Source organism: Streptomyces sp. NBC_01439, from assembly GCF_036227605.1.
Lineage (GTDB): Bacteria > Actinomycetota > Actinomycetes > Streptomycetales > Streptomycetaceae > Streptomyces.
Window position 1 is genome coordinate 7,417,094 of record NZ_CP109487.1, and the last position, 24,304, is coordinate 7,441,397.

Genomic DNA, 24,304 nt, shown 5'->3' on the forward strand with positions numbered 1-24,304 from the left:
AACCCCGGTGGCCCGTGTCCGGGGCACCGGCCGGTCGACACAATCGATCCGGCCGGAGGGGAGTCCTACGGATGATCACGCGCGGGGAGATGCCCCTGGTGCGCCGGGTGTGCGTCCTGGCCTGGGCCGGCGCCGCCGTGTCCTGGGAGTTGTCCAGGCCCGGGCGGTTGGTCCCGAGCCTGGCCACCTGTGCGGCCTTCCTGCTGTTGGCCACCGGGTGCGCGCTGCTCATCCGGCGCGAGCTGTTGGCCGAGCTGGGCCGTGCGCAGGAGATCGCGGGCGCCGCGCAGCGGGTGCTGTTGCGGCCGCTGCCGGTACGGATCGACGGTCTGATGCCGGCCGCGGCGCTGCTCTCGGCGAGCCGGGGCGCGGCGGTGGGCGGGGACCTGTACGAGGCCGTGCCGACGGCGTACGGGATGCGGGTGGTGATCGGGGACGTCCGGGGCCACGGCCTGCCCGCGCTGGGCACGGCCGCCGCCGTGCTCGGGGCCTTCCGCGAGGGGGCGTACGACGAGCCCTCGCTGGACGGTGTGCTGCGGCGGATGGAGCGGGCGCTGGGCCGCCACGTCCGTGACCGGGCGCGGGCCGATTCGCAGTCCCCGGTGGCGGAGGAGTTCGTGACGGTCCTGCTCCTCCAGATCGCCCGGGACGGCATGCTGTTGGCGCTGAACTGCGGCCATCCCTGGCCCTATCTGATCGGTCCGGCTCCGGTCCCGGAACACTGCGGTGCGCGCAGCCGGGGCTCCGCACCGAACCCCGCGCCGCCGTCGGGGCCGGAACGTGCAGCCCGTTCGGCGTGCGAGGACCGGGTCAGAGCGGCGCCCCGTTCCGTGCGGCGGGCTCGGGTGGGGGCGCTGGTCGGCGGCGAGACCTTGCCGCCGCTCGGGGTGGTGCCCGTGCCGGCGGACGTGCGGCCGCGCGCCTGCGGGGAACTCCGGCCCGGGGAGACGCTGTTCCTGTACACCGACGGGGCCGAGGACGCCCGCGACCGGGCCGGTCGGTTCTTCGATCTGGCGGGCGTCCTCGCACGGGGGGCGGCGGCCACGCCCGCGCGGCTGGTGGCGGACGTGCACGCCGCTCTGCTCCGGCACACCGGCGGGCGGCTCGCCGACGACGTCGCCCTACTGGTGCTCCGCAACGACCGGTCCTGACCACCGGCCCCGGACACGCGCGCCGGGCCCGGTGGATGAGCCCGGCGCGCGCTCTCGACCCGGCCCCTGCCGGGGCGCGGCGACCAACCGGGCGCCGGCGGGGCCGGAACGCGCCGCCCGCCTGCCATGGAGTGTCGGGCAGACGGCAGAACGGGCGGCGCGGTGACGGGTCGTCGCACTGTACGAGGGGGAGCCGACGACCCGAGCTACCTCTTGGCGAGGCTCTTCAGTGAAGCGCCTCCAGGGGTCCGTGCGGCAGAGTGCGCATCGCATTTATGCGCGTACTCGGTTCACACCCCGTGTGAACCGTGCACCCACTAGCCTGAGAACGACGAGCCCTTGGAGCGGCCCATGCAGCCCAATGTCCTGCTCGATGCCCTCCTCGCCGAGGCGGGTATGTCCCACGCCGGACTCGCCGCGTACGTGAACCAGGCGGGCCGCACCCGCGGACTCGCCCTGCGCTACGAACACACCGCAGTGACGCGGTGGTTGAAGGGTCAGCGGCCCCGGGGTCAGGTCCCCGACCTGATCTGCGAGGTGCTCGGCGGGCGGCTGCGGCGTCCCCTCGGGCTCGACGACATCGGGCTCGGCGCGGCCGACCAGCCCGTTCCGCTGCACGCCTCGCCGCTCAGCGGGTTCGTGGACCGGGCCGCGGCCCTGTGGCGTTCCGACGTCCAGGCCCGGCCCCAGCTGCTGGCCGCCGGGGCGGTCACCGGGACGCCCGCTGTCATCCCGGTGTGGGAATGGGAGAATCCGCCCGAGGACGCCGACGTCTCCCGCGAGGGTCCGCACCCGATCGGCCCCGAACACATCGAGATCCTGAAGGCCGCCCGCGCCCACTACGAGCTGATGTACCGCCGGGCCGGCGGTCTCGCCACGCGGGACCGGATCGTCCGCTTCCTGGGCAGTGAGACCGCGCCCATGCTGCGCGGGAGCTACTCCGACGACCTCGGCCGCCGGCTGCACCGGGCCACGGGGTCCCTGGTGGCGGTGGCGGGGATCTGCGCGTACGACTCGGACGCGCACGGCCTGGCCCAGCGCTATTTCCACCAGGCCCTGCGCCTGGCCAAGGCGAGCGGGGACCGGGGGCTCGGCGCGTACGTCATCGCGCTGATCGTCAACCAGTCCCTGCACCTGCGGGAGTACCGCCAGGCCGTCGCCTTTGCCGAGGCCGCGCTGCGGGCCGCCGGGCGGCACACCACCCCGGCGCTGGCCGCCGACCTCTACGCGATGCAGGCCAAGGCGTACGCCCAACTCGGCGACACCCCTGCCGCACTGGCCTGCATCCGCAGGGCGGAGGCGGCCGCCGAGCGGATCCGCCCGGGCAGCGAACCGGACGAGACCGGCTACGTACAGCCGGGGCTCGTCAACGTCCAGGTCGCCGAGGCGCTGCTCAGCCTGGGCGATCTGGAATCCGCCCGGGTCCAGGCGACCGCCGCCGTCGGCACCCCGGCGCACGACCGCGGCCGGGTGCACCGACTGGCGATGCTGTGCGAGATCCAGCTGCGCCAGGGGGAGGCGGACCGGGCCGCGGCGTCCGCGGCCGAGATGGCCGAGCGGGCCAAGGGCATGGAGTCGCTGCGGCTGCGCGACCGGCTGCGGGCGGTCCGCGAACAGCTCCTGACCAGCGGTTGTACCGGCGCGGAGGAGACCGCGCGGCTCATCGACGGGGCGCTGCGCGTTCCGCTGTGACGGGCGGAAGTGCTGCCATGTTGCCACCTACTCGAACGGAAGAAGGTGGCACAACCGTGCAGTGGACGAACCTGAGCGAGCAGACCGTGTACAAGAACCGTTGGTTCGACGTGAACCTCGCCGATGTGGAACTTCCGGACGGCCGGCACCTGGACCACTTCGTGATCCGGCTGCGGCCGGTCGCCGTCGCCACGGCCGTCAACGAGGCCGACGAGGTACTGCTGCTCTGGCGGCACCGCTTCATCACCGACAGCTAGGGCTGGGAACTGCCCGCCGGGGTGGTCGAGGACGGCGAGGACATCGCGGTCGCGGCGGCCCGCGAGATGGAGGAGGAGTCGGGCTGGCGGCCCGGCCCGCTCCACCACTTGATGACCGTCGAGCCGTCGAACGGACTGACCGATGCCCGGCACCACCTCTACTGGGCGGACGGGGCCACCCACATCGGGCACCCGGAGGACGACTTCGAGTCCTCGCGCCGGGAGTGGGTCCCGCTGGGGCTCGTGCCGGACATGATCGCCCGGGGGGAGATCCCGGCCGCCAACATGGCGGCCGGGTTGCTCCTGCTGCACCACCTGCGGCTCGGCCGGCCGTAGGGTGGCCGGACGGATCAGCCGTAGGGGTAGAAGCCCGCGCCCGTCTTGCGGCCCAGGCGGCCGGCGTCGACCATGCGCTGGAGCAGCGGGGGAGCGGCGTACAGCGGCTCCTTGTACTCCGCGTACATCGAGTCGGCGATCGACGCGATGGTGTCCAGGCCGATCAGGTCGGACAGCTTGAGCGGGCCCATCGGGTGGGCGCAGCCCAACTCCATGCCGTTGTCGATGTCCTCGCGGCTGGCGATGCCCGACTCGAACATCCGGATCGCGGACAGCAGGTACGGGACGAGGAGCGCGTTGACGACGAACCCGGACCGGTCCTGGGCGCGGACCGCGTGCTTGTTCAGCACGTCCCGCACCAGGGCCTCGGCCCGCTTGACCGTCTCCTCGCCCGTGGTCAACGCCGGGATCAGCTCGACGAGCTTCTGGACCGGGGCCGGGTTGAAGAAGTGGATGCCGATGACCTGGTCCGGCCGCGAGGTCGCGACGGCCAGCTTGACGAGCGGGATCGAGGAGGTGTTGGAGGCCAAGATCGCGTCCGGGCGGGTGATCACCTGATCGAGGATCTGGAAGATCTCCGTCTTGACCTGCTCGTTCTCGACGACGGCCTCGATGACGAGGTCGCGGTCGGCGAACTCGCCGAGGTCGGTGGTGAAGGTGAGGCGGGCCAGGGTGGCGTCCCGCTCCTCCTCGGTGATCTTGCCGCGTTCGGCGGCCTTGGTCAGGGAGTTGTGCAGCCGGGTACGGCCGATCTCCAGGGCTTCGCCGGTGGTCTCGGCGACCTTGACCTCAAGGCCACTGCGGGCGCACACCTCGGCGATACCCGCGCCCATCTGGCCACAGCCCACTACGCCGACCCGTGTGATGTCGGAAGGGAGGTCAGTCACTTCGTGCCTTTCGCAGCTCATCCGTCGGCGGGTCCCCCGTACGATTCCGGCGCCCGCCACGCCCCCCGACGTTACTCCCGACCTTGCGCGGGGCGGCGGGCCGGGGCGGGCATGCTGGGCGGACACCGTGCAATGTCACTCAGTGAAACGGAGTCGTCACATGACGTACATCGACCGACGGGCACTGTTGGCCGGAGCCTTGGGGGTGATCGCCGCCGCCACGGCCGGTTCGGCGGCCGCGGCGCCGCGGGCGTCCGCGAGGGCCTCCGGGGGGCGGGCCACCGTCGACTTCCGGGGGATGTGGATCGCCTCGGTGTCGAACGTGGACTGGCCTTCCGAGAGCGGACTCTCCGCGGCGCGGCAGCGGTCGGAGCTGCTCGCCCTCCTCGACGCCGCCGTCGAGCGCCGTCTGGGCGCGGTGGTCCTCCAGGTCCGGCCGGCGGCGGACGCCCTGTGGCCCTCGAAGCTGGAGCCCTGGTCCCAGTGGCTGACCGGGAAGCAGGGGGCCGATCCCGGTTGGGACCCGCTGGGCACGGCCGTCAAGGAGGCGCACGCCCGGGGGCTGCAGCTGCACGCCTGGTTCAACCCGTTCCGCGTGGCCAACCACACCGACCTCGACCGGCTGGTGTCCACGCACCCGGCGCGCCGCAATCCCGGCTGGACGGTGGAGTACGGCGGCAAGCTCTACTACAACCCGGGCCTGCCCGAGGTGCGGCGCTTCGTCCAGGACGCCATGTTCGACGCGGTCTCCCGCTACCCGCTGGACGCCGTGCACTGGGACGACTACTTCTACCCGTACCCGGTGGCGGGGGAGTACTTCGACGACGACGAGGCCTTCGAGGAGTACGGGGCGGGCTTCGCCTCGCGCGCCGCCTGGCGCCGGGGCAACATCGACACCCTGGTCCGCGAGATGTCCGCGCGGCTGCGGGCGCTGAAGCCGGCGGTCCGCTTCGGGATCAGCCCGTTCGCGGTGTGGCGCAACTCCGACCGCGACCCGACCGGTTCGCCGACCCGGGCGGGCCTCGGGACGTACGACGACCTCTACGCGGACACCCGCAAGTGGGTCAGGGAGGGCTGGATCGACTACATCGTGCCGCAGGCCTACTGGCACATCGGTCACCCGACCGCCGACTACGCCGACATCGTGCCCTGGTGGGCGCGGACCGTCGCCGGGACGAAGGTGGACCTGTACGTGGGGGAGGCCCTGTACCGCTGCGACGAGGACAGCCCCACCGAGGCCTGGCGCGATCCCGGGGAGCTGTCGAAGCACCTGACGTTCGCCCGCGGCTACCCGGAGGTCCGCGGCCACGTCTACTTCTCGGCGAAGCAGGTGGCCGCGGACCCCAACGGAGCGATGGCCCGGGTGGTCGCCGACCACTACGGCACGGCGGCGTCCCGGCGCTGATTCAGTGAGTGGGCTCGGAGGGGTGGCGGACCGTGCAGTCGGGTCCGGGAGCCATGAGTGCCTCGTGTCCGTCCTGGAAGCGGACCCGGTACGGGGGGGTTCCGTTCTCGCCCAGGACCTGGGTGATCTCGCCCACCTTGTCGTGCTGTCCGACGATCCTGCCGTGCTGCACCAGCTGGTCGCCCTCGGTCGCGCGCATAACTGACCTCCTCGGTGGCGGTCCGATCCGGTGCTTGCAGTTTAGGTCGTCATGCGGCTATTTGACCCGTTGGGTCACCGCGATGCAGACGAGGACGGCGCAGGCGGCGGCCGGTGCGGCGGGGGAGAGGTGCTCGCCCAGCAGCGCCACCGACCAGACGAGGGTCAGCAGCGGCTGGGCGAGCTGGAGCTGGCTGGCCCGCGGTGCGCCGATCTCGGCCATGCCCCGGTACCAGACGTACAGGCCGAGGAAGGTGGAGCCGGCCGCCGCCCAGACCAGCCCGGCGAGCCCGTGGAAGCCGAGGTGCACCGGCTCGTGCGCGAGCCCGACCGCGGAGCCGGCCAGGCTGAGCGGCAGGCACAGGACCAGCGCCCAGCCGATCACCTGCCAACCGGGCAGCAGTCGGGCGAGGCGGCCGCCCTCCGTGTACCCGGCGGCGCACACCAGGAGCGCGCCGAACAGGTACGCGTCGCCCGCCGAGAGGGCGCCGCCGCTCTGCGCGAGCGTGAACGCGATCACGACCGCGGCCCCGGCGAGGGCCGCGGCCCAGAAGGCGCGCGAGGGGCGGGCTCCGGTGCGCAGCGCGGACAGCGCGGCGGTGGTGAGCGGCAGGAGGCCGACCACCACGGCGGCGTGCGAGGTCGTGGAGGTCGTCAGCGCGAGGGTGGTGAGCATCGGGAAGCCGACGACCACTCCGGCGGCGACGACGGCGAGCCCCGCCCAGTGCTCACGGGCGGGCAGCGGGACCCGCCGGGCCAGCAGGAAGCCCCCGGCGATGGCGGCGGCGAGGACGCTCCGCAGCGCGACCAACGACCACGGGCCGAAGCTCTCCAGTCCCCAGGCGGTGGCGGGGAAGGTCAGCGAGAAGGCGACGACGCCGAGCAGGGCGAGGGCGGTACCCCGGCGCACCGGGTTCTTGACCGCTATCGTGGTCGGGAGAGTAGCGCTATTCTGTGCTGTCATGTATGAGCGTAGCAGTGTGGCGGAGCTCGCCGAATCCTTGCGGTCCGAACTCAACCGCTACTCGGTGGGTGGAAAGCTCCCGTCGAGTCGAGCCCTGGTCGAGCGCTACCGGGTCAGCCCGGTCACCGTCTCCCGGGCCCTTGCGCAGCTCGCCGCCGAGGGCCTCGTCGTCACCCGGCCCGGTGCAGGGGTCTTCCGTGCCGCACCGCGTACGGCGGCCCCCGCCCCCGGGGACACCTCCTGGCAGGAGGTCGCCCTCAGCGCCGAGGGTGCCGGGGACGTCGTCCCGCGCTCGGTGGACGCCTCCGGGGTGCTGGCCTGCCTGGCCGCACCGCCGCCGTCGGTGATCGCCCTCAACAGCGGGTACCTGCACGCCTCCATCCAGCCCGAGCGGGCCATGGCCGCCGCGCTCGCCCGGGCCGGACGGCGTCCCGGGGCCTGGGACCGGCCGCCGGTGGAAGGGCTGCCCGAGCTCCGCGACTGGTTCGCCCGCGAGATCGGCGGGGCGGTCGGGGCCGCCGACGTGCTGGTGACCGCGGGCGGGCAGAGCGCGCTGACCACCGCCCTGCGGGCGTTGGCCCCGCCCGGCGCGCCGATCCTGGTGGAGTCCCCGACCTACCCCGGGCTGCTGGCCATCGCCCGGGCCTCCGGTTGCCGGCCCGTGCCCGTACCGGTGGACGCCGAGGGGGTCCGGCCGGAGCTGCTGGCCGCCGCCTTCGAAGCGACCGGCGCGCGGGTGTTCGTCTGCCAGCCGCTCTTCCAGAACCCGACCGGAGCGGTGTTGGCTCCGGGGCGGCGGGCCGAGGTGCTGCGGATCGCGCGGGCCGCCGGGGCCTTCGTGGTCGAGGACGACTACGCCCGCGCCCTCTCCCACGACGACTGCGGGCCGCTGCCCGCGACCCTGGCCGCCGAGGACCACGACGGGGTGGTCGTGCACGTCAGGTCCCTGACCAAAGCCACCTCGCCCAGCCTGCGGGTCGGCGCGCTCGCCGCCCGCGGCCCGGTGGTGGACCGGCTGCGCGCCGTCCAGGTCGTGGACTCCTTCTTCGTGCCCCGGCCGCTCCAGGAGGCGGCGCTCGAACTCGTCGGCGCGCCCGCCTGGCCGCGCCACCTGCGCACGGTGGCCGCCGAACTGCGCCACCGGCGGGACGTGCTCGCCGGCGCGCTGCGGCGGGAGCTGCCCGGCCTGACCGTGCCCCATCTGCCCTCGGGCGGCTATCAGCTGTGGGCCAGGATGAGCGAGGGCGACGACGGATCCTTCGCGACCACGGCCCTGCGCGCCGGAGTGGCGGTGGCTCCCGGCCGCCCCTACTTCTGCGCCGAACCCCCGGCCCCGTACGTCCGCCTGAGCTTCGCCGGGGTTTCCGGCCCGGGCGAACTGGTGGAGGCCGTCCAGCGGCTGCGCACCGGCCTCGCGGACGGCTTCGGTCCGCACGCTTGACCCACCGCGCTGTGCGGATCACCATCGCCGCATGCATGTTCGGGTTTCGCTCGTCGCCGCAGCCCGTAGTTCCTCGCTGCTCGCCGAGCGCTTCGACGACGACCGCCCGTTGGACGGACCCGGCTGGCGGTCGGTGGAGTCCGCCGCGCAGGGCCTCGTACCCCTGGGCGCGGCCGAGCTGCGCTACTGCTCGCCGACGCCGCGCAGCCGCGCCACGGGCGAGGCCCTCGGGTACGCGCCCCTCGCCCAGCCCGCACTGCGCGAGTGCGACATGGGCCGCTGGCGGGGGCTGACCCTGGCCGAAGTGACCGCCCACGAGCCCGGGGCGGTGGAACTGTGGCTCACCGATCCGCGGTCCGCCCCGCACGGCGGCGAGTCCCTGCTCGACTTCATCTCCCGCATCGGGGGCTGGCTCGACACCCGGCCGGCCGACGACGGGGGCGCGATCGTCGCGGTCGCGGAGCCCTCGGTGGTCCGGGCGGCCCTGGTGTACGCACTGAAGGCGCCCCCGCTGACCTACTGGAACGTGGACGTCCGGCCGCTGTCCACGATGACCCTCACCGGCTGGTCCGGTCACTGGCACCTGTGCCTGCAGGCCCCGGCGTGAACCGGTCGGGCCGGTCGCCTAGCCTGCGGGAATGACCGAGATACACATCACCACGCTCGCCGAGCGGCCCGAACTGGCCGACCGGCTCGGGGACATGGACGACCCGTGGCCCGAATTCGCCGGCCACGACGCCCTCGCCTGGCTGCTGTACCCGCGGATGACGACCGAGCTGGCGGACTACGTCCTGGTCGCCACGGACGGGGACGCGGTGGTAGCCCGCGGCTACAGCGTGCCCTTCGCCCTGCACCTGGCCGGCCGCGACGGGGTGCTGCCCGCGCAGGGCTGGGACCGCGTGCTCATGTGGGCCTTCTCCGACCTGCACCGCGGGGTCCGGCCCGACACGGTGAGCGCGATCGAGATCACCGTGTCCGGCGACCGGCAGGGCGAGGGCCTCTCGGGACGCATGCTGGCCGCGATGCGGGACAACGCCCGGGCACGCGGCTTCGCCGAGGTGGTCGCGCCCGTCCGACCCAGCGGAAAGCCGGCCGAGCCGGACACCCCGATCCACGCGTACGCGTACCGGACCCGCGAGGACGGGCTCCCGTACGACCCGTGGCTGCGCGTCCACGTCCGCGCGGGCGGCGTCATCGACTCGGTGGCGCCGCTGTCGATGACGGTCACCGGCTCGCTCGCCGAGTGGCGCGAGTGGACCGGGCTGCCCTTCGACACGGCCGGACCCGTGCGCGTACCGGGCGCCCTGGTGCCCGTGCGGTGCGATCCGGAGCAGGGCTATGCGGTCTACGTGGAGCCGAACGTATGGGTCCGGCACCGCCTCGTCGACGGGACGGAGTCCGTCCGGCCGTAGGGGCCGCGGCCGGGCGCCGGTCTCCGACGGCCCGACCGGTCCCGGCCGCACCCGACGCTACCGGCGGAATCGCCGCCGCGGCCGGGTCTTTCCTGCTAGACATCTCCTGGAAGCCCCGTGTGCCGGATCCTTTTGTACAACCCTCCCTCCGAGATCGAAGGCGTTGCATAAACGTGCGTAAGTACGTATAGTCATGCCATCGATGAGGAGGGTCCGATGGTGGTACGTGTAGCGGTGGCCGGAGCGAGCGGGTACGCGGGCGGAGAAGTCCTGCGCCTCCTGCTCTCGCACCCCGAGGTGGAGATCGGCGCCCTCACCGGCAACTCCAACGCCGGACAGCTCCTCGGCTCCCTGCAACCGCACCTCGTACCGCTCGCGGGACGCACCCTGGAGGCGACCACCCCCGAGGTCCTCGCCGGCCATGATGTCGTCTTCCTCGCCCTCCCGCACGGCCAGTCCGCCGCCGTCGCCGCCCAGCTCGGCGAGGACGTCCTCGTCGTCGACATGGGCGCCGACCACCGGCTCAAGGACTCCGCCGACTGGGACGCCTTCTACGGCGCCCCGCACGCCGGTACCTGGCCCTACGGACTCCCCGAACTGCCCGGCGCACGCGAGGCGCTGACGGGGACCAAGCGCATCGCGGTCCCCGGCTGCTTCCCCACGGCCGTCTCCCTCGCGCTCTTCCCCGCCTACCAGGGGAAGTTCGCCGAGCCGGAAGCCGTGGTCGTCGCCGCCACCGGAACCTCCGGTGCGGGCAAGGCCCTCAAACCGCACCTGCTCGGCGCCGAGGTGATGGGCTCGGTGACTCCGTACGGCGTCGGCGGCGGACACCGCCACACGCCCGAGATGGTGCAGAACCTGAGCCCGCTCGCGGAAGAGCGCGTCAGCGTCTCCTTCACGCCGACCCTCGTGCCCATGGCGCGCGGCATCCTCGCCACGTGCTCGGCCAAGGCGCTCCCCGGCACCACCGCCGCATCGCTGCGCGCCGCGTACGAGAAGGCCTACGCCGACGAGCCCTTCGTCCACCTGCTGCCCGAGGGCCGGATGCCGTCCACCAAATCCGTCCACGGTTCCAACGCCGTCCACGTCCAGGTCGCCTACGACGAGTCCGTCCGGCGGATCATCGCCGTCAGCGCCATCGACAACCTGACCAAGGGCACCGCGGGCGGCGCGGTGCAGAGCATGAACATCGCCCTGGGGCTCGACGAGGGCCTGGGTCTTTCGACGATCGGAGTCGCACCGTGAGCGTCACGGCAGCACAGGGATTCACGGCAGCCGGCATCGCCGCCGGGATCAAGGCCAACGGCAACCCCGACCTGGCCCTCGTGGTCAACAACGGGCCGAGTCTGGCCGCCGCGGGCGTCTTCACCTCCAACCGCGTCAAGGCCGCGCCCGTGCACTGGTCCGAGCAGGTCCTGCGGGGCGCCGCCGTCAGCGCGGTCGTCCTGAACTCCGGTGGCGCCAACGCCTGCACCGGCCCCAAGGGCTTCCAGGACACCCACGCCACCGCGGAGAAGGTCGCGCAGGTGCTCGGCGGGGACTTCAACGCCGGGGAGATCGCGGTGGCGTCCACCGGCCTGATCGGCGTCCTGCTCCCCATGGACAAGCTGCTCCCCGGCATCGAGACGGCGGCCGCGGCCCTGTCCGCGGACGGCGGCGAGGCCGCCGCCATCGCCATCAAGACCACCGACAGCGTGCACAAGACGGCCACCGTCTCGCAGGGAGGCTGGACCGTCGGGGGCATGGCCAAGGGCGCGGGCATGCTCGCCCCGGGCCTGGCCACCATGCTCGTCGTCATCACCACCGACGCCGACCTGGACAGCGCCACCCTGGACAAGGCGCTGCGCGCCGCCACCCGCACCACCTTCGACCGGGTCGACTCCGACGGCTGCATGTCCACCAACGACACGGTGCTGCTGCTCGCCTCCGGAGCCTCCGGCCAGGTACCGGCGTACGAGGAGTTCGCCGAGGCCGTCCGCAAGGTCTGCGACGACCTGGCCCGCCAGCTCATCGGCGACGCCGAGGGCGCCAGCAAGGACATCCGCATCGAGGTCATCGGTGCGCTCACCGAGGACGACGCGGTCGAGGTCGGCCGGTCCATCGCCCGGAACAACCTGCTCAAGTGCGCCATCCACGGCGAGGACCCGAACTGGGGCCGGGTGCTCTCCGCGATCGGCACCACCAAGGCAGCCTTCGACCCGGACCGGCTGGGCGTCGCCATCAACGACGTCTGGGTCTGCCGCAACGGATCGGTCGGCGACGACCGCGACCTGGTCTCCATGAAGGGCCGCGAGGTCCGCATCACCGCCGACCTGTCGAACGGCAGCGAGTCCGCAGTGATCTGGGGCAACGACCTGACCGCCGAGTACGTCCACGAGAACAGCGCCTACTCCTCATGAGCGACGAGAAGGCCGGCCAGCCCGGCACCTCCGGCGGCACCGCCCGCAAGCACACCGCCCTGCCCAAGGCGGAGATCCTCATCGAGGCCCTGCCGTGGCTCACCCGCCACAACGGCAAGGTCGTCGTCATCAAGTTCGGCGGCAACGCCATGATCGACGAGGACCTCAAGGCCGCCTTCGCCCAGGACGTGGTCTTCCTGCGCCAGGCCGGCCTGAAGCCGGTCGTCGTGCACGGCGGCGGCCCCCAGATCAACGCCCAGCTCGACAAGCAGGGCCTGGTCAGCGAGTTCAAGGCGGGGCTGCGCGTCACGACCCCGGAGGCCATGGACGTCGTACGGATGGTCCTGGCGGGCCACGTCCAGCGCGAGCTGGTCGGACTGCTCAACCAGCACGGGCCGCTGGCCGTCGGCATGACCGGCGAGGACGCCCGCACCATCATCGCGACCAAGCACAGCCCGGAAATCGACGGCGAGGTCATCGACATCGGCCGGGTCGGGGAGATCACCTCCATCGACACCGGAGCCATCGAGGCCCTGCTGGAGGACGGTCGGATCCCGGTCATCTCGTCTATCGCGGGCAGCGCCGACGACCACCACGTCTACAACGTCAACGCCGACACGGCGGCCGCCGCGCTCGCCGCGGCGCTGGGTGCCGAGACGCTGATGGTGCTCACCGACGTCGAGGGCCTCTACGCGGACTGGCCGCACAGCGACGAGGTCATCAGCAAGCTCACCGTCAGCGAGCTGGAGAAGCTGCTGCCCGAGCTGTCCAGCGGCATGGTGCCCAAGATGGAGGGCTGCCTGCACGCCGTGCGCAACGGCGTCAACACCGCCCGCGTGCTCGACGGGCGGGTCCAGCACTCGATCCTGCTGGAGATCTTCACGGACTCCGGCATCGGCACGATGGTCGTGCCCGACCACCAGTCAGGGGGAACGGAATGACGAAGGGCACCGGCAACCAGGAGTACGGCGCACGCTGGCGGGGGGCGCTGGCCAACAACTACGGCACCCCCGCGGTCGCGCTCGTACGCGGCGAGGGCGCCCAGGTCTGGGACGCCGACGGGAAGCAGTACACCGACTTCGTCGGCGGCATCGCGGTCAACGCCCTCGGGCACGCCCACCCCGCGATCGTGGCGGCCGTGACCGAGCAGATCTCCACGCTCGGCCACGTCTCCAACCTCTTCATCTCCGAGCCGGTCGTCGCGCTCGGCGAGCGGCTGCTCCAGCTCTTCGGCCGCCCCGGCAAGGTCTTCTTCTGCAACTCGGGCGCCGAGTCCATCGAGGCCGCCTTCAAGATCGGCCGGCTGACCGGGCGGACCCACATGGTCGCCACCGACGGCGGTTTCCACGGCCGGACCATGGGCGCGCTCGCGCTCACCGGCCAGCCGAAGAAGCAGGAGCCCTTCCGGCCGCTGCCGGGCGACGTCACCCACGTTCCGTTCGGTGACGTGGAGGCGCTGCGGGCCGCCGTCACCGAGGAGACCGCCCTCGTCGTCATCGAGCCCGTCCAGGGCGAGAACGGCGTCGTCGTACCCCCCGCCGGATACCTGACGGCCGCCCGCGAGATCACCCGCGCCACCGGCACCTTGCTCGTCCTCGACGAGGTCCAGACCGGCATCGGCCGGTGCGGCCAGTGGTTCGAGCACCAGGCCCACGAGGACGTCGAGCCCGACATCGTCACCCTCGCCAAGGGGCTGGGCGGCGGTCTGCCCATCGGCGCGGTGGTCGCCTTCGGCCCCGTCGCCGACCTGCTCCAGCCGGGCCAGCACGGCACCACCTTCGGCGGGAACCCGGTCGCCTGCGCCGCCGGCCTCGCCGTCATCGACACGATCGCCACGGGCGGGCTGCTCGACCAGGTCAAGGCCCGGGGCGAGCGGCTGCGCTCCGGGATCGAGGGTACGGGCCACGTCCTGGTCTCCCACGTCCGCGGCTCCGGCCTACTGCTGGGTATCGTGCTGACCGAGCCGCTCGCCGCCCGGGTGCAGCAGGCGGCTCAGGACGCCGGCTTCCTGGTCAACGCGCCCGCCCCCGACGTCGTACGGCTCATGCCCCCGTACGTACTCACCGAGGCCGAGGCGGACGCGTTCGTCCGGGCCCTGCCCGGCATCCTTGACGCAGCAGGCGGGGACGGATCCGGAGAATGAGACGACGATGAGTCAGGCGCAGGACAACGAGCAAGGCGGCCAGGCCGTCCCGCAGACCCGCACCGCGCGTCACCGCCGGATCGTGGACATCCTCAACCGGCAACCGGTCCGCTCCCAGAGCCAGCTGGCCAAGCTGCTCGCCGACGACGGGCTGAGCGTCACCCAGGCGACGCTCTCGCGCGACCTCGACGAGCTGGGCGCGGTGAAGATCCGCAACACCGGCGGCGAGCTGATCTACGCGGTACCCAGCGAGGGCGGCTTCCGCACCCCGCAGGCCCCGCTCGGCGAGTCCGCGAAGGAGGAGCGCATGCGGCGCCTCTCCGGGGAGCTGCTGATCTCGGCGGAGGCCTCCGCGAACCTCGTGGTCCTGCGCACCCCGCCGGGCGCGGCGCAGTTCCTCGCATCGGCGATCGACCAGGCCGAACTCCGCGCGATCCTCGGCACGATCGCGGGCGACGACACCCTGATGCTGATCAGCCGGGACCCGGCGGGCGGCCAGGCCCTGGCCGACCACCTGCTGCGGCTGGCGCAGAAGGAGAGCTGAGCGGGCCGGACCGGTGGGCAGGTCCGGGGCGCCGGAATTCCCGGTGCCGCGGCGGCGTTCGCCGACATAGCCTCAAGGCGTGCGCCAATTCGCCCTCGCCATACTGGTGTCCGCCGTGACCGCCGCCGTCTACGGGCCCGTCGCCCTGCTGTGGTGGCGCCGCGCGCGGGTCCGCAGCCGGACGCTCCGGCTCGTCGCCGCCGTAGAGCCGGAGCCGTACCACATGGCCCTGTTGCGGCAGGAGGCGACCGAGGCGGCCGCGGCCGAATTGGTCCTCGCCGGGTACCTCCGGATCGACGAAGAGGGTGCCGCGTTCCTGACCGAGCAGGGCCGTGAGCCGGCCCGGGCCCCCGCCCACCCGCTGCCCGCAGCCCTGCTGGAGGCCGTACGCCGACACGATCCCGAGCCCGTGTCGGTCGGCTGGATCGACCGGAGCGACGAGCCGTACCTGGAGCGCCGCAGCGCGTACCGGAGCGAACGGGCGGCCCTGCTGCCCGAGCTCCCGCGGATGCCCGACGGCCGGGGGAACGCGTTCCTGGCCTGCATCAGTTGTGTGGGCATCGCCCTGGTGATGTTGTTCTGGCTCCTCGCGAGCGCGCTGCTGGTGACCGGTCGCCCGCAGGGTCTGCGGGAATGGGCCTGCGCCGCGGTGGCCGCCCTCGGTCTCGCGGCGCTGCTGCTGGCCGAGAAGGCCGGCAGGGTGGTCCGGGAGCACACGGAGTGCGGCGACCCGCTCGGTGACCTGATCCGCGCCGAGCCGCACCCGGCCTTCGCGGCGTTGGACGAACGGCAGCGCTCCCTCGTCCTGCGGAGCGTCGAAGACCGCGGCAGCTGGCGCGGCGTCGACCGGATCGTCGAAGAGGTCGACGACGAGGACCACGACGACGAAGACGAGGACGACGAGTGGCTGGACGACAAGGTCTGGTGGGAGGACGCGTACGAGTACCGGGCCGCCGATGAGGACGAGCCCGGGGCCCCGGGACGACCTAGTAGCGGGTGACGGCGAGCGTCCCCTCCTCCGTGCCGATGGCGATGTGCGGACGGCGGCGCGGGTCCGCCCAGCGCAGGATCGCCCGCATGGCCCGCTCGGGCACGGACACGCAACCGGCCGTCGCGCCCTTGCCGTTCACGTGCAGGAAGATCCCGGCGCCCCCACCGCGGACCGGCCGGTCGTAGTTGAAGGCGATCACCAGCGCGTGCGCGTACTGCTCGTCGTACGTCACCAGGTGCTCGGCCTCGCCCGGCGCGCAGTCCGCGGGCAGCGGCTCGACCCAGCGGTTGTAGTGGGCGGACGCGTTGTCCTGGCACCACCAGGAGTCGCGGCCCACCTGCCGGTAGACGTGGTCCGTGCCCACCGGTGCCCGCCGGATCCCGAAGGCGTAGGGGAGCTCGAAGAGGCCCGTGGGCGTGGTGCTGGTGCCCTGGGTCCGGGTCGCCCCCTCGGTGAGCCCGTTCGCGCCGAAGCGGGCGGGCGCGCTCCCGGACCGGTGCCAGCGCCCCGCCCATCGCTGCCACCAGATCACCTGACCGGTCGTGGATCCGGGCGTGGGCGCGACGGCGGTGATCAGCTGGCTTCCCCCGCCGGTGTCGGCCAGCCGGTCGGGCAGGGGTGCCTGCGAGGGGGCCTGCGGAAGCAGGGTCGTGACGACGAGTGAGACGGCGACTACAGCGGTACGCAGCACATGTCAGACGGTACGGGGCGGAAGGGGCAGCGGCAGCGCAGGCAGGCCGTCGACGCTCGATCCGATGAACTCCTTCTTCTCGCAGTAGGCGGCGAACTCCTCGTCCGTCTTGCGGCCGAAGTACTCCGCGTGCAGGGTCCGCTCGCCCTGGTACTCCATCAGGGGGACGGCGTACCCGCAGACATCGGCGATCCGGCGGGCGTGGACCAGGATGACCGCTCGCGCGGACGGCCCGTCGGCGTCACCGAAGAGGGCGATCAGTTCGCCCCAGCGCGGATCGTCGCGGAAGACCGCCTCGCCCTCGCCGTGGATCCGCACGATGTTGGGCGGCCCGGAGAACGCGCACCACATCAGGGTGATCCGTCCGTTCTCCCGGACGTGGGCGATGGTCTCGGCGCCGCTGCCCCCGAAGTCCAGGTAGGCCAGGGTCTGTTCGTCGATGACGACGAGGGTTCCGGCGCGGCCCTTGGGGGAGAGGTTGACGTGACCGTCACCCGTGAGCGGGGCGGTCGCGGTGAAGAAGATCGGCTGGGCCTCGATGAACGCGCGCAGCCGGCCGTCTATTCGATCGTGAAGTTTTCCCATGGGATCAGTATCCGTCCGAGGGGTCCGGCCGGGCCGGAAGCCCGAGCCGTGCGCGCATCTGGCGCATGACGTAGCCGCTGAACAGGTGCGTGCACCGGTCCAGGAGGGCGCCGACCTCCGGATCGCGAAGCGGTAGGTCAGGCTGCCGGTACGGGGACCACATGCTCTGGACGCGCTGTGCGGCGATCGTCCGCAGGGCCGGGTCACGGTCCGTCAGCAGCTCCGTGGAGGCGCGCAGTCCGGCGACCCCGCCCCGGGCGAACAGGAGCCGGTAGGCGGCCCGACGGGTGTGCGACGGCCGCTCGGGCGCGATGCGGTCCATCAGCCAGTCGACCGGCAGGAGCAGGGCGGAGGCGCTCAGGCTCTGGGCCACCTCGCGGGCCACCGCGGGCGACGGATCGTCCAGCAGCGCCCGCAGCAGTTCGATGTCCGTGGTGTCCAGCAGGCGCAGCCCGGTGACGGCCGCGGCCCGTACCCGACCGTCGGGGTGCTCCAGCAGCACGCGCAGCAGCGGCGCGTCCTCGCGGCGGGCGCACTCGGCGAAGCCGGTCACCGCGTACGGGGTGGCGCGGGCGGGGTCGGCCAGCCGTTCGCGGCACACGGTGTACGGGTCGCCGCCGCCCTGGCGCACCAGCCAGCGGGCGCAGGCCCGGACCAGCCCGGAGCGGTCGTCGAGGTGTCCGACGGCCTCGGCGGTCCGGCCGGCCCCGCGCAAGGCGGTGACCCCGGCGGAGCGGACCATCGGGCTGCGCCCGCCGAGCAGGGCGTCGACCGCCCGGTCGTCCGGCCCGTCGGCGGCCAGGGCGGCCAGCGCCCCGGCCGTCCAGAGTCCGCCCGTCACCGGATCCTGCTCGCCGGCCGCCAGCCGGGCCAGTTCCCGTACGTCCAGCAGTCCGGCATCGAGGGTCAGCCGTGCCGCGAACCGGCGGCTCAGCGGGTCCGCGCTCCCGCGCAGCTCGCCGAGGAGGGCGCGGTCGCCGTCCAGGGCGGCTTCGAACCGTTCCAGCGCCCACGCGCCCTGCTCGCGCCGGCCCAGCCGCATGACGAGCGGTGTCAGCCGCAGCACGGTGCCCGCGGGGTCGTCCGCCAGGGCCGCGGCCAGGACCCGCCGGGCCTGCTCCCGTACGGCCGGCACCCAGTCCGTGCACCGGATCAGGACGAGTTCCAGCAGCAGCGGCGACGGCGTCCGCAGGGCCGCCTCGCGGATCCGGCCGTTGGCGTGGCACAGCTTCACGGCGTCCGGCGTTTCGAGGGGGCTCGTGTACGACCAGTGGTGGGTCCGCCGGACCTCGTGGTCGAAGGCGATCCACTCGGCCGCCGGGCCCCCCGGCAGCGGCAGCCGTTCCTTCGTGTCCGTGTCCATATGCCCTCCCCTGTGGTTGTCAGGGCTGATCGTAGGGAGGCGGGCGGCTGTCGCGCCTCCCATATAGCCGCAGGTCAGGCCGGGCCGGTGGGGGATGCACAGGAAGCCCCCGAGAGGCTGATTGACGAAACATACGGAGTAGTGCATAGTTATGCCTGTCGTTGAATGCACCGTAAGGAGAAACCCGTGACCGAGCGCGTCGTACTCGCCTACTCGGGCGGCCTGGACACCTCCGTCGCCATCGGTTGGATCGCCGAGGAGACGGGCGCCGAGGTCATCGCCGTTGCCGTGGACGTCGGCCAGGGCGGCGAGGACCTGGACGTCATCCGCAAGCGCGCGCTCGACTGCGGTGCGGTCGAGGCCGAGGTCGCCGACGCCTCCGACGAGTTCGCCAATGAGTACTGCCTCCCGGCGATCAAGGCGAACGCCCTCTACATGGACCGGTACCCGCTGGTCTCGGCGCTCTCCCGGCCGGCCATCGTCAAGCACCTGGTCGCCGCCGCCAAGAAGCACGGCGCCACGACCGTCGCCCACGGCTGCACCGGCAAGGGCAACGACCAGGTCCGCTTCGAGGCGGGCATCGTCGCCCTCGCCCCGGACCTCAAGTGCATCGCCCCGGTCCGCGACTACGCCATGACCCGGGACAAGGCCATCGCCTTCTGCGAGGAGAAGCAGCTCCCGATCGCGACCACCAAGAAGTCCCCGTACTCCATCGACCAGAACGTCTTCGGGCGCGCCGTCGAGACGGGCTTCCTGGAGGACATCTGGAACGCCCCGATCGAGGACATCTACGAGTACACCTCGAACCCGGCCCTGCCGCGCGAGGCCGACGAGGTCGTCATCTCCTTCAAGGAGGGCGTCCCGGTCGCCATCGACGGCAAGCCCGTCACCGTGCTGCAGGCCATCCAGCAGCTCAACGACCGCGCCGGAGCCCAGGGCATCGGCCGGATCGACATCGTCGAGGACCGCCTCGTGGGCATCAAGTCCCGTGAGGTGTACGAGGCCCCGGGCGCGATCGCGCTGATCACGGCCCACCAGGAGCTGGAGAACGTCACCGTCGAGCGCGAGCTGGCCCGCTACAAGCGGCAGGTCGAGCAGCGCTGGGGCGAGATGGTCTATGACGGCCTGTGGTTCTCCCCGCTCAAGCGGGCCCTGGACGGCTTCATCAACGAGGCCAACCAGCACGTCACCGGTGACATCCGGATGACCCTGCACGGCGGCCGCGCCGTCGTCACCGGCCGGAAGTCGGACGAGTCGCTGTACGACTTCAACCTGGCGACCTACGACTCGGGCGACACCTTCGACCAGTCCAAGGCCCAGGGCTTCATCGAGATCTTCGGTCTCTCCTCGAAGATCGCGGCCCGCCGCGACCTCGCCTGACCGACCGGCAGTCCGTACCGCCTCCCCGTTACCTCCGCGGCGGGGAGGCGGTTGCACATCCGGAGCCCTTCGGGCCCCGGAGCCTTACCAGCAGTCAAAGCCATGCAGTCTTGAGGAGCAGTAGCTGTGAGCAGCAACAAGGGTGACGTCCGGCTCTGGGGCGGCCGGTTCGCCGACGGTCCTTCGGAGGCGCTGGCCCTGCTGTCGGCGTCGGTCCACTTCGACTGGCGCCTCGCGCCGTACGACATCGCGGGCTCCCGCGCCCACGCCCGCGTGCTCCACAAGGCGGGCCTGCTCACGAGCGAAGAGCTCGACCGCATGATCGCCGGACTCGACCAGCTCGAAGCCGACGTGGCGGACGGCTCCTTCACCGGCACCATCGCCGACGAGGACGTGCACACCGCCCTGGAGCGCGGTCTGCTGGAGCGGCTCGGCGCCGAGCTCGGCGGCAAGCTGCGCGCCGGCCGGTCCCGCAACGACCAGGTGGCGACCCTCTTCCGGATGTACCTGCGCGACCACGGCCGGATCATCGGCGGCCTGATCGCTGACCTCCAGGACGCGCTGGTCGGCCTCGCCGAGACGCATCACGACGTGGCCATGCCGGGCCGGACCCACCTCCAGCACGCCCAGCCGGTGCTCTTCGCCCACCACGTCCTGGCACACGTGCAGTCCCTGTCCCGGGACGCGGAGCGGCTGCGCCAGTGGGACACCCGCACCGCGGTCTCCCCGTACGGCTCGGGCGCCCTGGCCGGCTCCTCGCTGGGGCTGGACCCGGAGCAGGTCGCCGCCGACCTGGGCTTCGAGCGGGGCTCGGTCGGCAATTCGATCGACGGCACGGCCTCGCGCGACTTCGTCGCCGAGTTCGCCTTCATCACCGCGATGATCGGGATCAACCTGTCCCGGATCGCGGAGGAGATCATCATCTGGAACACGAAGGAGTTCTCCTTCGTGACGCTGCACGACGCCTTCTCGACCGGCTCGTCGATCATGCCGCAGAAGAAGAACCCGGACATCGCGGAGCTGGCGCGCGGCAAGTCGGGCCGCCTCATCGGCAATCTGACGGGCCTGCTCGCGACCCTGAAGGCGCTGCCCCTGGCGTACAACCGGGACCTCCAGGAGGACAAGGAGCCCGTCTTCGACTCCTGCGACACCCTCGAGGTCCTGCTGCCGGCCTTCACCGGCATGATGGCGACCCTCACGGTCAACCGGGAGCGGATGGAGGAGCTGGCCCCGGCGGGCTTCTCGCTCGCCACCGACATCGCCGAGTGGCTGGTCAAGCAGGGCGTGCCGTTCCGGGTGGCCCACGAGGTGGCCGGCGAGTGCGTCAAGGTCTGCGAGGGCGAGGGCATCGAGCTGGACCAGCTGACGGACGAGCAGTTCGTGAAGATCTCGGAGCACCTGACTCCCGAGGTCCGGACCGTGCTGAACGTCAAGGGCGCCCTGGCCTCGCGGAGCGGCCGCGGCGGCACCGCCCCGTCGGCGGTCGCCACCCAGCTCACCGAGCTGAAGGCCGACCTGGTCATCCAGCACGCCTGGGCGGCCCACAAGCAGTAGGCGCCCCCACTGCGTCCGCCGCCCTGCGGCCCGCACGCCCGTAGGACCCGGATCCGGGTCCGGGCCTGTACGTCCGCACGCGGCGGAATGCCCGGAGGGGCGGCAGGAGCCCTGTGCTCCCGCCGCCCCTCCGGCGCTTGCCGCAGCCGCCGGGCGCCCTCACCGGCCACTGCCCGGCCTCGGGGAAGTCGCCCGTGCGCCGCCGCGCCTCACGCGACCCACGCCGCCAGCGCGTCGAAGTCCGCGCGGACCAGTCCGATCCGCTCGTCGATGCGCATCAGCAGGGTCTGCGCCGGGTGGCGCTGGTCGACGTACTCGCGGTCCATCGCCGTGATGTCGTCGTCGATCCAGGCGAACGGTCGCTCGCCCGCGTATTCGAGGACGTACTGGGTCTTCCAGAACGTGCCGCGCGGCGCCTGGCCGTGCATCACCGGCCAGTCGATGAAGGGGAGCCTCGGCAGCCCCAGGTGCGGGGCTATCCAGTCGTTGGCCTCGTCCTTCCACGTGGTGGCCCAGACCAGCTCGTAGGCGTCCGCGAGGGCGAGCAGCTGAGCCCCGTGGCCGTGGTTGAGCCACACCCGCAGCGGCTTGGCCCGTTCCGCCTCCGTCCAGCCCGTCGGGCGCATCCGGTGGGTGCGGTAGCCCTCGGGGCGGCGCTGGGCCTTGGCCGCGTAGGGGTTCAGCGGCCCGTCGACGTCGATCAGCAGGAGTGGCTTCATTGCGGCAGGATTCCGTTCCGGCTGCCCCTCGGACAGCTCATTTTTCGACTTAATGAGACACTGACGTCTCATTCGGGGTATGTTTGTCTCATGGCCATGGATCGTGACCAGGTGCTCCGCGCTGCGGCCGCCCTGCTTTCCCGCAAGTCGACCGCCACGATGGACGAGGTCGCCCGCGCCGCCGGCATTGGGCGCGCGACCCTCCACCGGCACTTCGCCGGACGCGACGCCCTCGTACGGGCCCTCGAAGAACTCGGCATCCGGGAGTTCGAGGTGGCGTTCGACAACGCCCGCCTCGACGAGGGCACGGCGCTGGAGGCGATCAGACGCCTCGTCGCCGAGTCCGAGCCCAACGCCCAGCTGCTGGCCTTCCTCGTCACCGAGAACCAGCTGTTCGAGGGCGACGAGGTCAACGAGGGGTGGGCCCGGCTCGATGCCCGCGTCAGCGCGCTCTTCCGGCGCGGCCAGGAAGAGGGCGACATCCGGATCGACCTGAGCCCCGCGTGGCTCACCGAGGCGCTCTACGCGCTCGTCGGCGCCTGCGCCTGGGCCGTGATGGACGGCCGGGTCGCCGCCAAGGACTTCCAGTACATGATCATCGAGCTGTTGCTCGGTGGCGCCAGACGGAGTGTGGAGAAATGAGCAGCACCCAGCAGCTGAACAGCCCGACCGGGACGGAGACCAGGAGCCGCGGCCGCTGGCTCGCCCTGGGCGTGCTGGTGCTCGCCGTGCTGCTCGTCGCCGTCGACGCGACCGTACTCGGCCTCGCCACGCCCGCGCTCTCCGAGGACCTCAAGCCGTCCGGCACCCAGCTGCTGTGGATAGGCGACATCTACTCCTTCGTCATCGCCGGACTCCTGGTCTCCATGGGCAGCCTCGGTGACCGCATCGGCCGCAAGAAGCTACTGCTCACCGGCGCCACCGCGTTCGGTGCCGTGTCCGTGCTCAACGCCTACGCGAGCAGCCCCGAGATGATGATCGTCGCCCGGGCCCTGCTGGGCGTGGCCGGTGCGACCCTGATGCCATCCACCCTCGCGCTGATCCGCAACATCTTCCACGACCCCAAGGAGCGCAGCCTCGCGATCGGCATCTGGGGCGCCACCGCCTCGGCCGGCGCGGCCGTCGGCCCGGTCGTCGGCGGAGCCCTGCTCCAGCACTTCTGGTGGGGCTCGGTCTTCCTGATCAACCTCCCCGTGATGATCGCCCTGGTCGTCGTCGGAATCAAGCTGCTTCCCGAATCCAAGAACCCCGTCGCCGGCCCCTGGGACCTCGTCAGCGTGGGCCTCTCCCTCGTCGGCGTGATCAGCGTGGTCTACGCCGTCAAGGAAGTCGCCACCCACGGCGTGACCTGGGAGGTCGCGGCCACCGCGGTACTCGGCGCGGGCTCCCTGTACGCCTTCGTGCGCCGCCAGTTCGGCCTGGCGTCCCCGCTGCTCGACATGCGGCTCTTCAAGCACCGCGGCTTCTCCGGCGCGGTCCTCGCCGACCTGCTCACCGTTTTCGGCCTCTCCGGGCTGGTCTTCTTCCTCTCCCAGTTCCTGCAGCTCGTCCAGGGCCGCGACCCGCTGGAGGCGGGCCTCGCCGAACTGCCCGCCGCCATCGGCGCGGTGGTCACCGGCCTGATCGCGGGCCGGTACGCCCGCCGGTACTCGGTGCGGTCCATCGTGGCCGGCGGACTCGGCGCCATCGGCGCGGCCCTCGCCGTGCTCACCCTGATCCACAAGGAGAGCGGCTACCCGCTGCTCGGCGCGGCCCTGCTCGTCGTCGGCCTCGGTGCCGGATTCTCCTTCACCGTCACCGCCGACGTGATCCTCTCCAGCGTGCCCAAGGAGCAGGCGGGCTCGGCCTCCGCCGTCTCCGAGACGGCGTACGAACTCGGCGCCGCCCTCGGCATCGCCCTGCTCGGCTCCATCGTCACCGGCGTCTACCAGAGCTTCACCGCCCCGGCCTCGGTCGCGGGCCCGGTCGCCGACGCCGCGCACGAATCCCTCGGCGGGGCCGTCGAGGCCGCCAAGGCACTGGACCCGCACACCGCCCAGGTGATGGTGGGCGCGGCCCAGGACGCCTTCGTCGACGGGCTGCGGCTCGCCTCCGGCGTCGGTGCGGCCGTACTGCTGGCCACCGCCGTGGCCGCCTGGTTCCTGCTCAAGGGCCAGCGGCTCCAGGACGGCCTCGAGCACTGACCGCCCGCC

General features: G+C 72.5%; 23 protein-coding genes and 1 pseudogene. 17 read left to right on the forward strand and 7 right to left on the reverse strand.

From position 1 onward, the window contains the following. The first annotated feature begins 71 nt into the window (after window positions 1–71). The 3 genes and pseudogenes from OG207_RS33780 (at window position 72) to OG207_RS33790 (ending at window position 3,436) form a co-directional block, all read left to right on the forward strand. Complete coding sequence (locus OG207_RS33780; protein ID WP_329103853.1) at window positions 72–1,151, forward strand: PP2C family protein-serine/threonine phosphatase; 1,080 nt, start codon at window positions 72–74, stop codon at window positions 1,149–1,151. A gap of 351 nt (window positions 1,152–1,502) precedes the next feature. Then, entirely contained in the window at window positions 1,503–2,843 is a 1,341-nt protein-coding gene (locus tag OG207_RS33785; protein ID WP_329103855.1) for a transcriptional regulator, read from the forward strand. Window positions 2,844–2,899: 56 nt separating this feature from the next. Further along, window positions 2,900–3,436, forward strand: a pseudogene (locus OG207_RS33790) (NUDIX hydrolase). A gap of 14 nt (window positions 3,437–3,450) precedes the next feature. Here OG207_RS33790 and OG207_RS33795 read toward each other — a convergent pair. Next, window positions 3,451–4,344: a 3-hydroxybutyryl-CoA dehydrogenase gene (locus tag OG207_RS33795; protein WP_327386335.1), complete on the reverse strand. Its 894-nt coding sequence runs from the start codon at window positions 4,342–4,344 to the stop codon at window positions 3,451–3,453. A 139-nt stretch (window positions 4,345–4,483) separates the two neighbouring features. On the opposite strand from OG207_RS33795, the gene OG207_RS33800 reads away from it, so the two are divergent. Continuing rightward, window positions 4,484–5,728, forward strand: a complete 1,245-nt coding sequence (locus OG207_RS33800) for a glycoside hydrolase family 10 protein (protein WP_329103857.1) — start codon at window positions 4,484–4,486, stop codon at window positions 5,726–5,728. 1 nt (window position 5,729) lies between these two features. Here the strand turns inward: OG207_RS33800 and OG207_RS33805 are convergent, their stop codons facing one another. Together OG207_RS33805 and OG207_RS33810 are read right to left on the reverse strand one after the other, a co-directional pair. After that, window positions 5,730–5,927 (reverse strand): DUF1918 domain-containing protein, encoded by a 198-nt coding sequence (locus tag OG207_RS33805; RefSeq protein WP_030010502.1) that lies wholly within the window; start codon window positions 5,925–5,927, stop codon window positions 5,730–5,732. Between the two features lie 57 nt (window positions 5,928–5,984). Continuing rightward, window positions 5,985–6,890 (reverse strand): DMT family transporter, encoded by a 906-nt coding sequence (locus OG207_RS33810; RefSeq protein WP_329103859.1) that lies wholly within the window; start codon window positions 6,888–6,890, stop codon window positions 5,985–5,987. Here OG207_RS33810 and OG207_RS33815 point away from each other — a divergent pair. The 9 genes from OG207_RS33815 to OG207_RS33855 all read left to right on the forward strand — a co-directional run bounded on the left by OG207_RS33815 (window position 6,889) and on the right by OG207_RS33855 (window position 15,829). Continuing rightward, window positions 6,889–8,331, forward strand: a complete 1,443-nt coding sequence (locus OG207_RS33815) for an aminotransferase-like domain-containing protein (RefSeq protein ID WP_329103861.1) — start codon at window positions 6,889–6,891, stop codon at window positions 8,329–8,331. The two genes, OG207_RS33810 and OG207_RS33815, sit on opposite strands and share 2 nt — an antisense overlap. A 31-nt stretch (window positions 8,332–8,362) precedes the next feature. Then, complete coding sequence (locus tag OG207_RS33820; protein WP_329103863.1) at window positions 8,363–8,938, forward strand: histidine phosphatase family protein; 576 nt, start codon at window positions 8,363–8,365, stop codon at window positions 8,936–8,938. 31 nt (window positions 8,939–8,969) lie between these two features. After that, complete coding sequence (locus OG207_RS33825) at window positions 8,970–9,743, forward strand: N-acetyltransferase (protein WP_329103865.1); 774 nt, start codon at window positions 8,970–8,972, stop codon at window positions 9,741–9,743. A gap of 216 nt (window positions 9,744–9,959) precedes the next feature. Continuing rightward, window positions 9,960–10,988, forward strand: a complete 1,029-nt coding sequence (argC, locus tag OG207_RS33830) for an N-acetyl-gamma-glutamyl-phosphate reductase (RefSeq protein ID WP_329103867.1) — start codon at window positions 9,960–9,962, stop codon at window positions 10,986–10,988. After that, entirely contained in the window at window positions 10,985–12,142 is a 1,158-nt protein-coding gene (gene argJ, locus OG207_RS33835; protein ID WP_329103869.1) for a bifunctional glutamate N-acetyltransferase/amino-acid acetyltransferase ArgJ, read from the forward strand. Before argC ends, argJ begins: the two co-directional genes overlap by 4 nt. Beyond that, on the forward strand, window positions 12,139–13,083 hold the full coding sequence (argB, locus tag OG207_RS33840) for an acetylglutamate kinase (protein WP_329103871.1): 945 nt from the start codon (window positions 12,139–12,141) through the stop codon (window positions 13,081–13,083). The genes argJ and argB overlap by 4 nt, the downstream gene beginning before the upstream one ends. Beyond that, the gene (locus OG207_RS33845; protein ID WP_329103873.1) at window positions 13,080–14,285 is read left to right on the forward strand and encodes an acetylornithine transaminase; all 1,206 of its coding nucleotides are present in this window, start codon (window positions 13,080–13,082) and stop codon (window positions 14,283–14,285) included. Before argB ends, OG207_RS33845 begins: the two co-directional genes overlap by 4 nt. A 7-nt stretch (window positions 14,286–14,292) precedes the next feature. Next, window positions 14,293–14,829 carry an arginine repressor gene (locus OG207_RS33850; RefSeq protein WP_030010023.1) on the forward strand — a complete coding sequence of 179 codons (537 nt, stop codon included), beginning with the start codon at window positions 14,293–14,295 and terminating at the stop codon, window positions 14,827–14,829. A gap of 79 nt (window positions 14,830–14,908) precedes the next feature. Further along, window positions 14,909–15,829, forward strand: a complete 921-nt coding sequence (locus tag OG207_RS33855; RefSeq protein WP_329103875.1) for a hypothetical protein — start codon at window positions 14,909–14,911, stop codon at window positions 15,827–15,829. On the opposite strand, the gene OG207_RS33860 is transcribed toward OG207_RS33855, so the two are convergent. Genes OG207_RS33860 through OG207_RS33870 form a run of 3 tightly spaced genes read right to left on the reverse strand, consistent with a single transcriptional unit; the run spans window position 15,816 to window position 18,459 of the window. Beyond that, window positions 15,816–16,508: a L,D-transpeptidase family protein gene (locus tag OG207_RS33860; protein ID WP_329108101.1), complete on the reverse strand. Its 693-nt coding sequence runs from the start codon at window positions 16,506–16,508 to the stop codon at window positions 15,816–15,818. The genes OG207_RS33855 and OG207_RS33860 overlap by 14 nt on opposite strands. 6 nt (window positions 16,509–16,514) lie before the next feature. Then, window positions 16,515–17,096: a pyridoxamine 5'-phosphate oxidase family protein gene (locus tag OG207_RS33865; protein WP_329103877.1), complete on the reverse strand. Its 582-nt coding sequence runs from the start codon at window positions 17,094–17,096 to the stop codon at window positions 16,515–16,517. Window positions 17,097–17,100: 4 nt separating this feature from the next. Beyond that, on the reverse strand, window positions 17,101–18,459 hold the full coding sequence (locus OG207_RS33870) for a HEAT repeat domain-containing protein (RefSeq protein ID WP_329103879.1): 1,359 nt from the start codon (window positions 18,457–18,459) through the stop codon (window positions 17,101–17,103). 186 nt (window positions 18,460–18,645) lie between these two features. Between OG207_RS33870 and OG207_RS33875 the strand changes: the two genes are divergently transcribed. After that, complete coding sequence (locus OG207_RS33875) at window positions 18,646–19,839, forward strand: argininosuccinate synthase (protein ID WP_030009472.1); 1,194 nt, start codon at window positions 18,646–18,648, stop codon at window positions 19,837–19,839. 126 nt (window positions 19,840–19,965) lie between these two features. After that, a complete protein-coding gene (argH, locus tag OG207_RS33880; RefSeq protein ID WP_329103881.1) occupies window positions 19,966–21,393 on the forward strand; it encodes an argininosuccinate lyase in 1,428 nt (475 codons plus the stop codon). Between the two features lie 209 nt (window positions 21,394–21,602). Here argH and OG207_RS33885 read toward each other — a convergent pair whose 3' ends face one another. Next, entirely contained in the window at window positions 21,603–22,112 is a 510-nt protein-coding gene (locus tag OG207_RS33885) for an HAD domain-containing protein (protein ID WP_329103883.1), read from the reverse strand. A gap of 90 nt (window positions 22,113–22,202) precedes the next feature. Here OG207_RS33885 and OG207_RS33890 point away from each other — a divergent pair, with 90 nt between their 5' ends. Both OG207_RS33890 and OG207_RS33895 read left to right on the forward strand, forming a co-directional pair. Beyond that, window positions 22,203–22,754, forward strand: coding sequence for a TetR/AcrR family transcriptional regulator (locus OG207_RS33890; RefSeq protein ID WP_329103885.1), 552 nt, complete (start codon window positions 22,203–22,205; stop codon window positions 22,752–22,754). Beyond that, window positions 22,751–24,295: an MFS transporter gene (locus OG207_RS33895; protein ID WP_329103887.1), complete on the forward strand. Its 1,545-nt coding sequence runs from the start codon at window positions 22,751–22,753 to the stop codon at window positions 24,293–24,295. The genes OG207_RS33890 and OG207_RS33895 overlap by 4 nt, the downstream gene beginning before the upstream one ends. Window positions 24,296–24,304 lie beyond the last annotated feature (9 nt).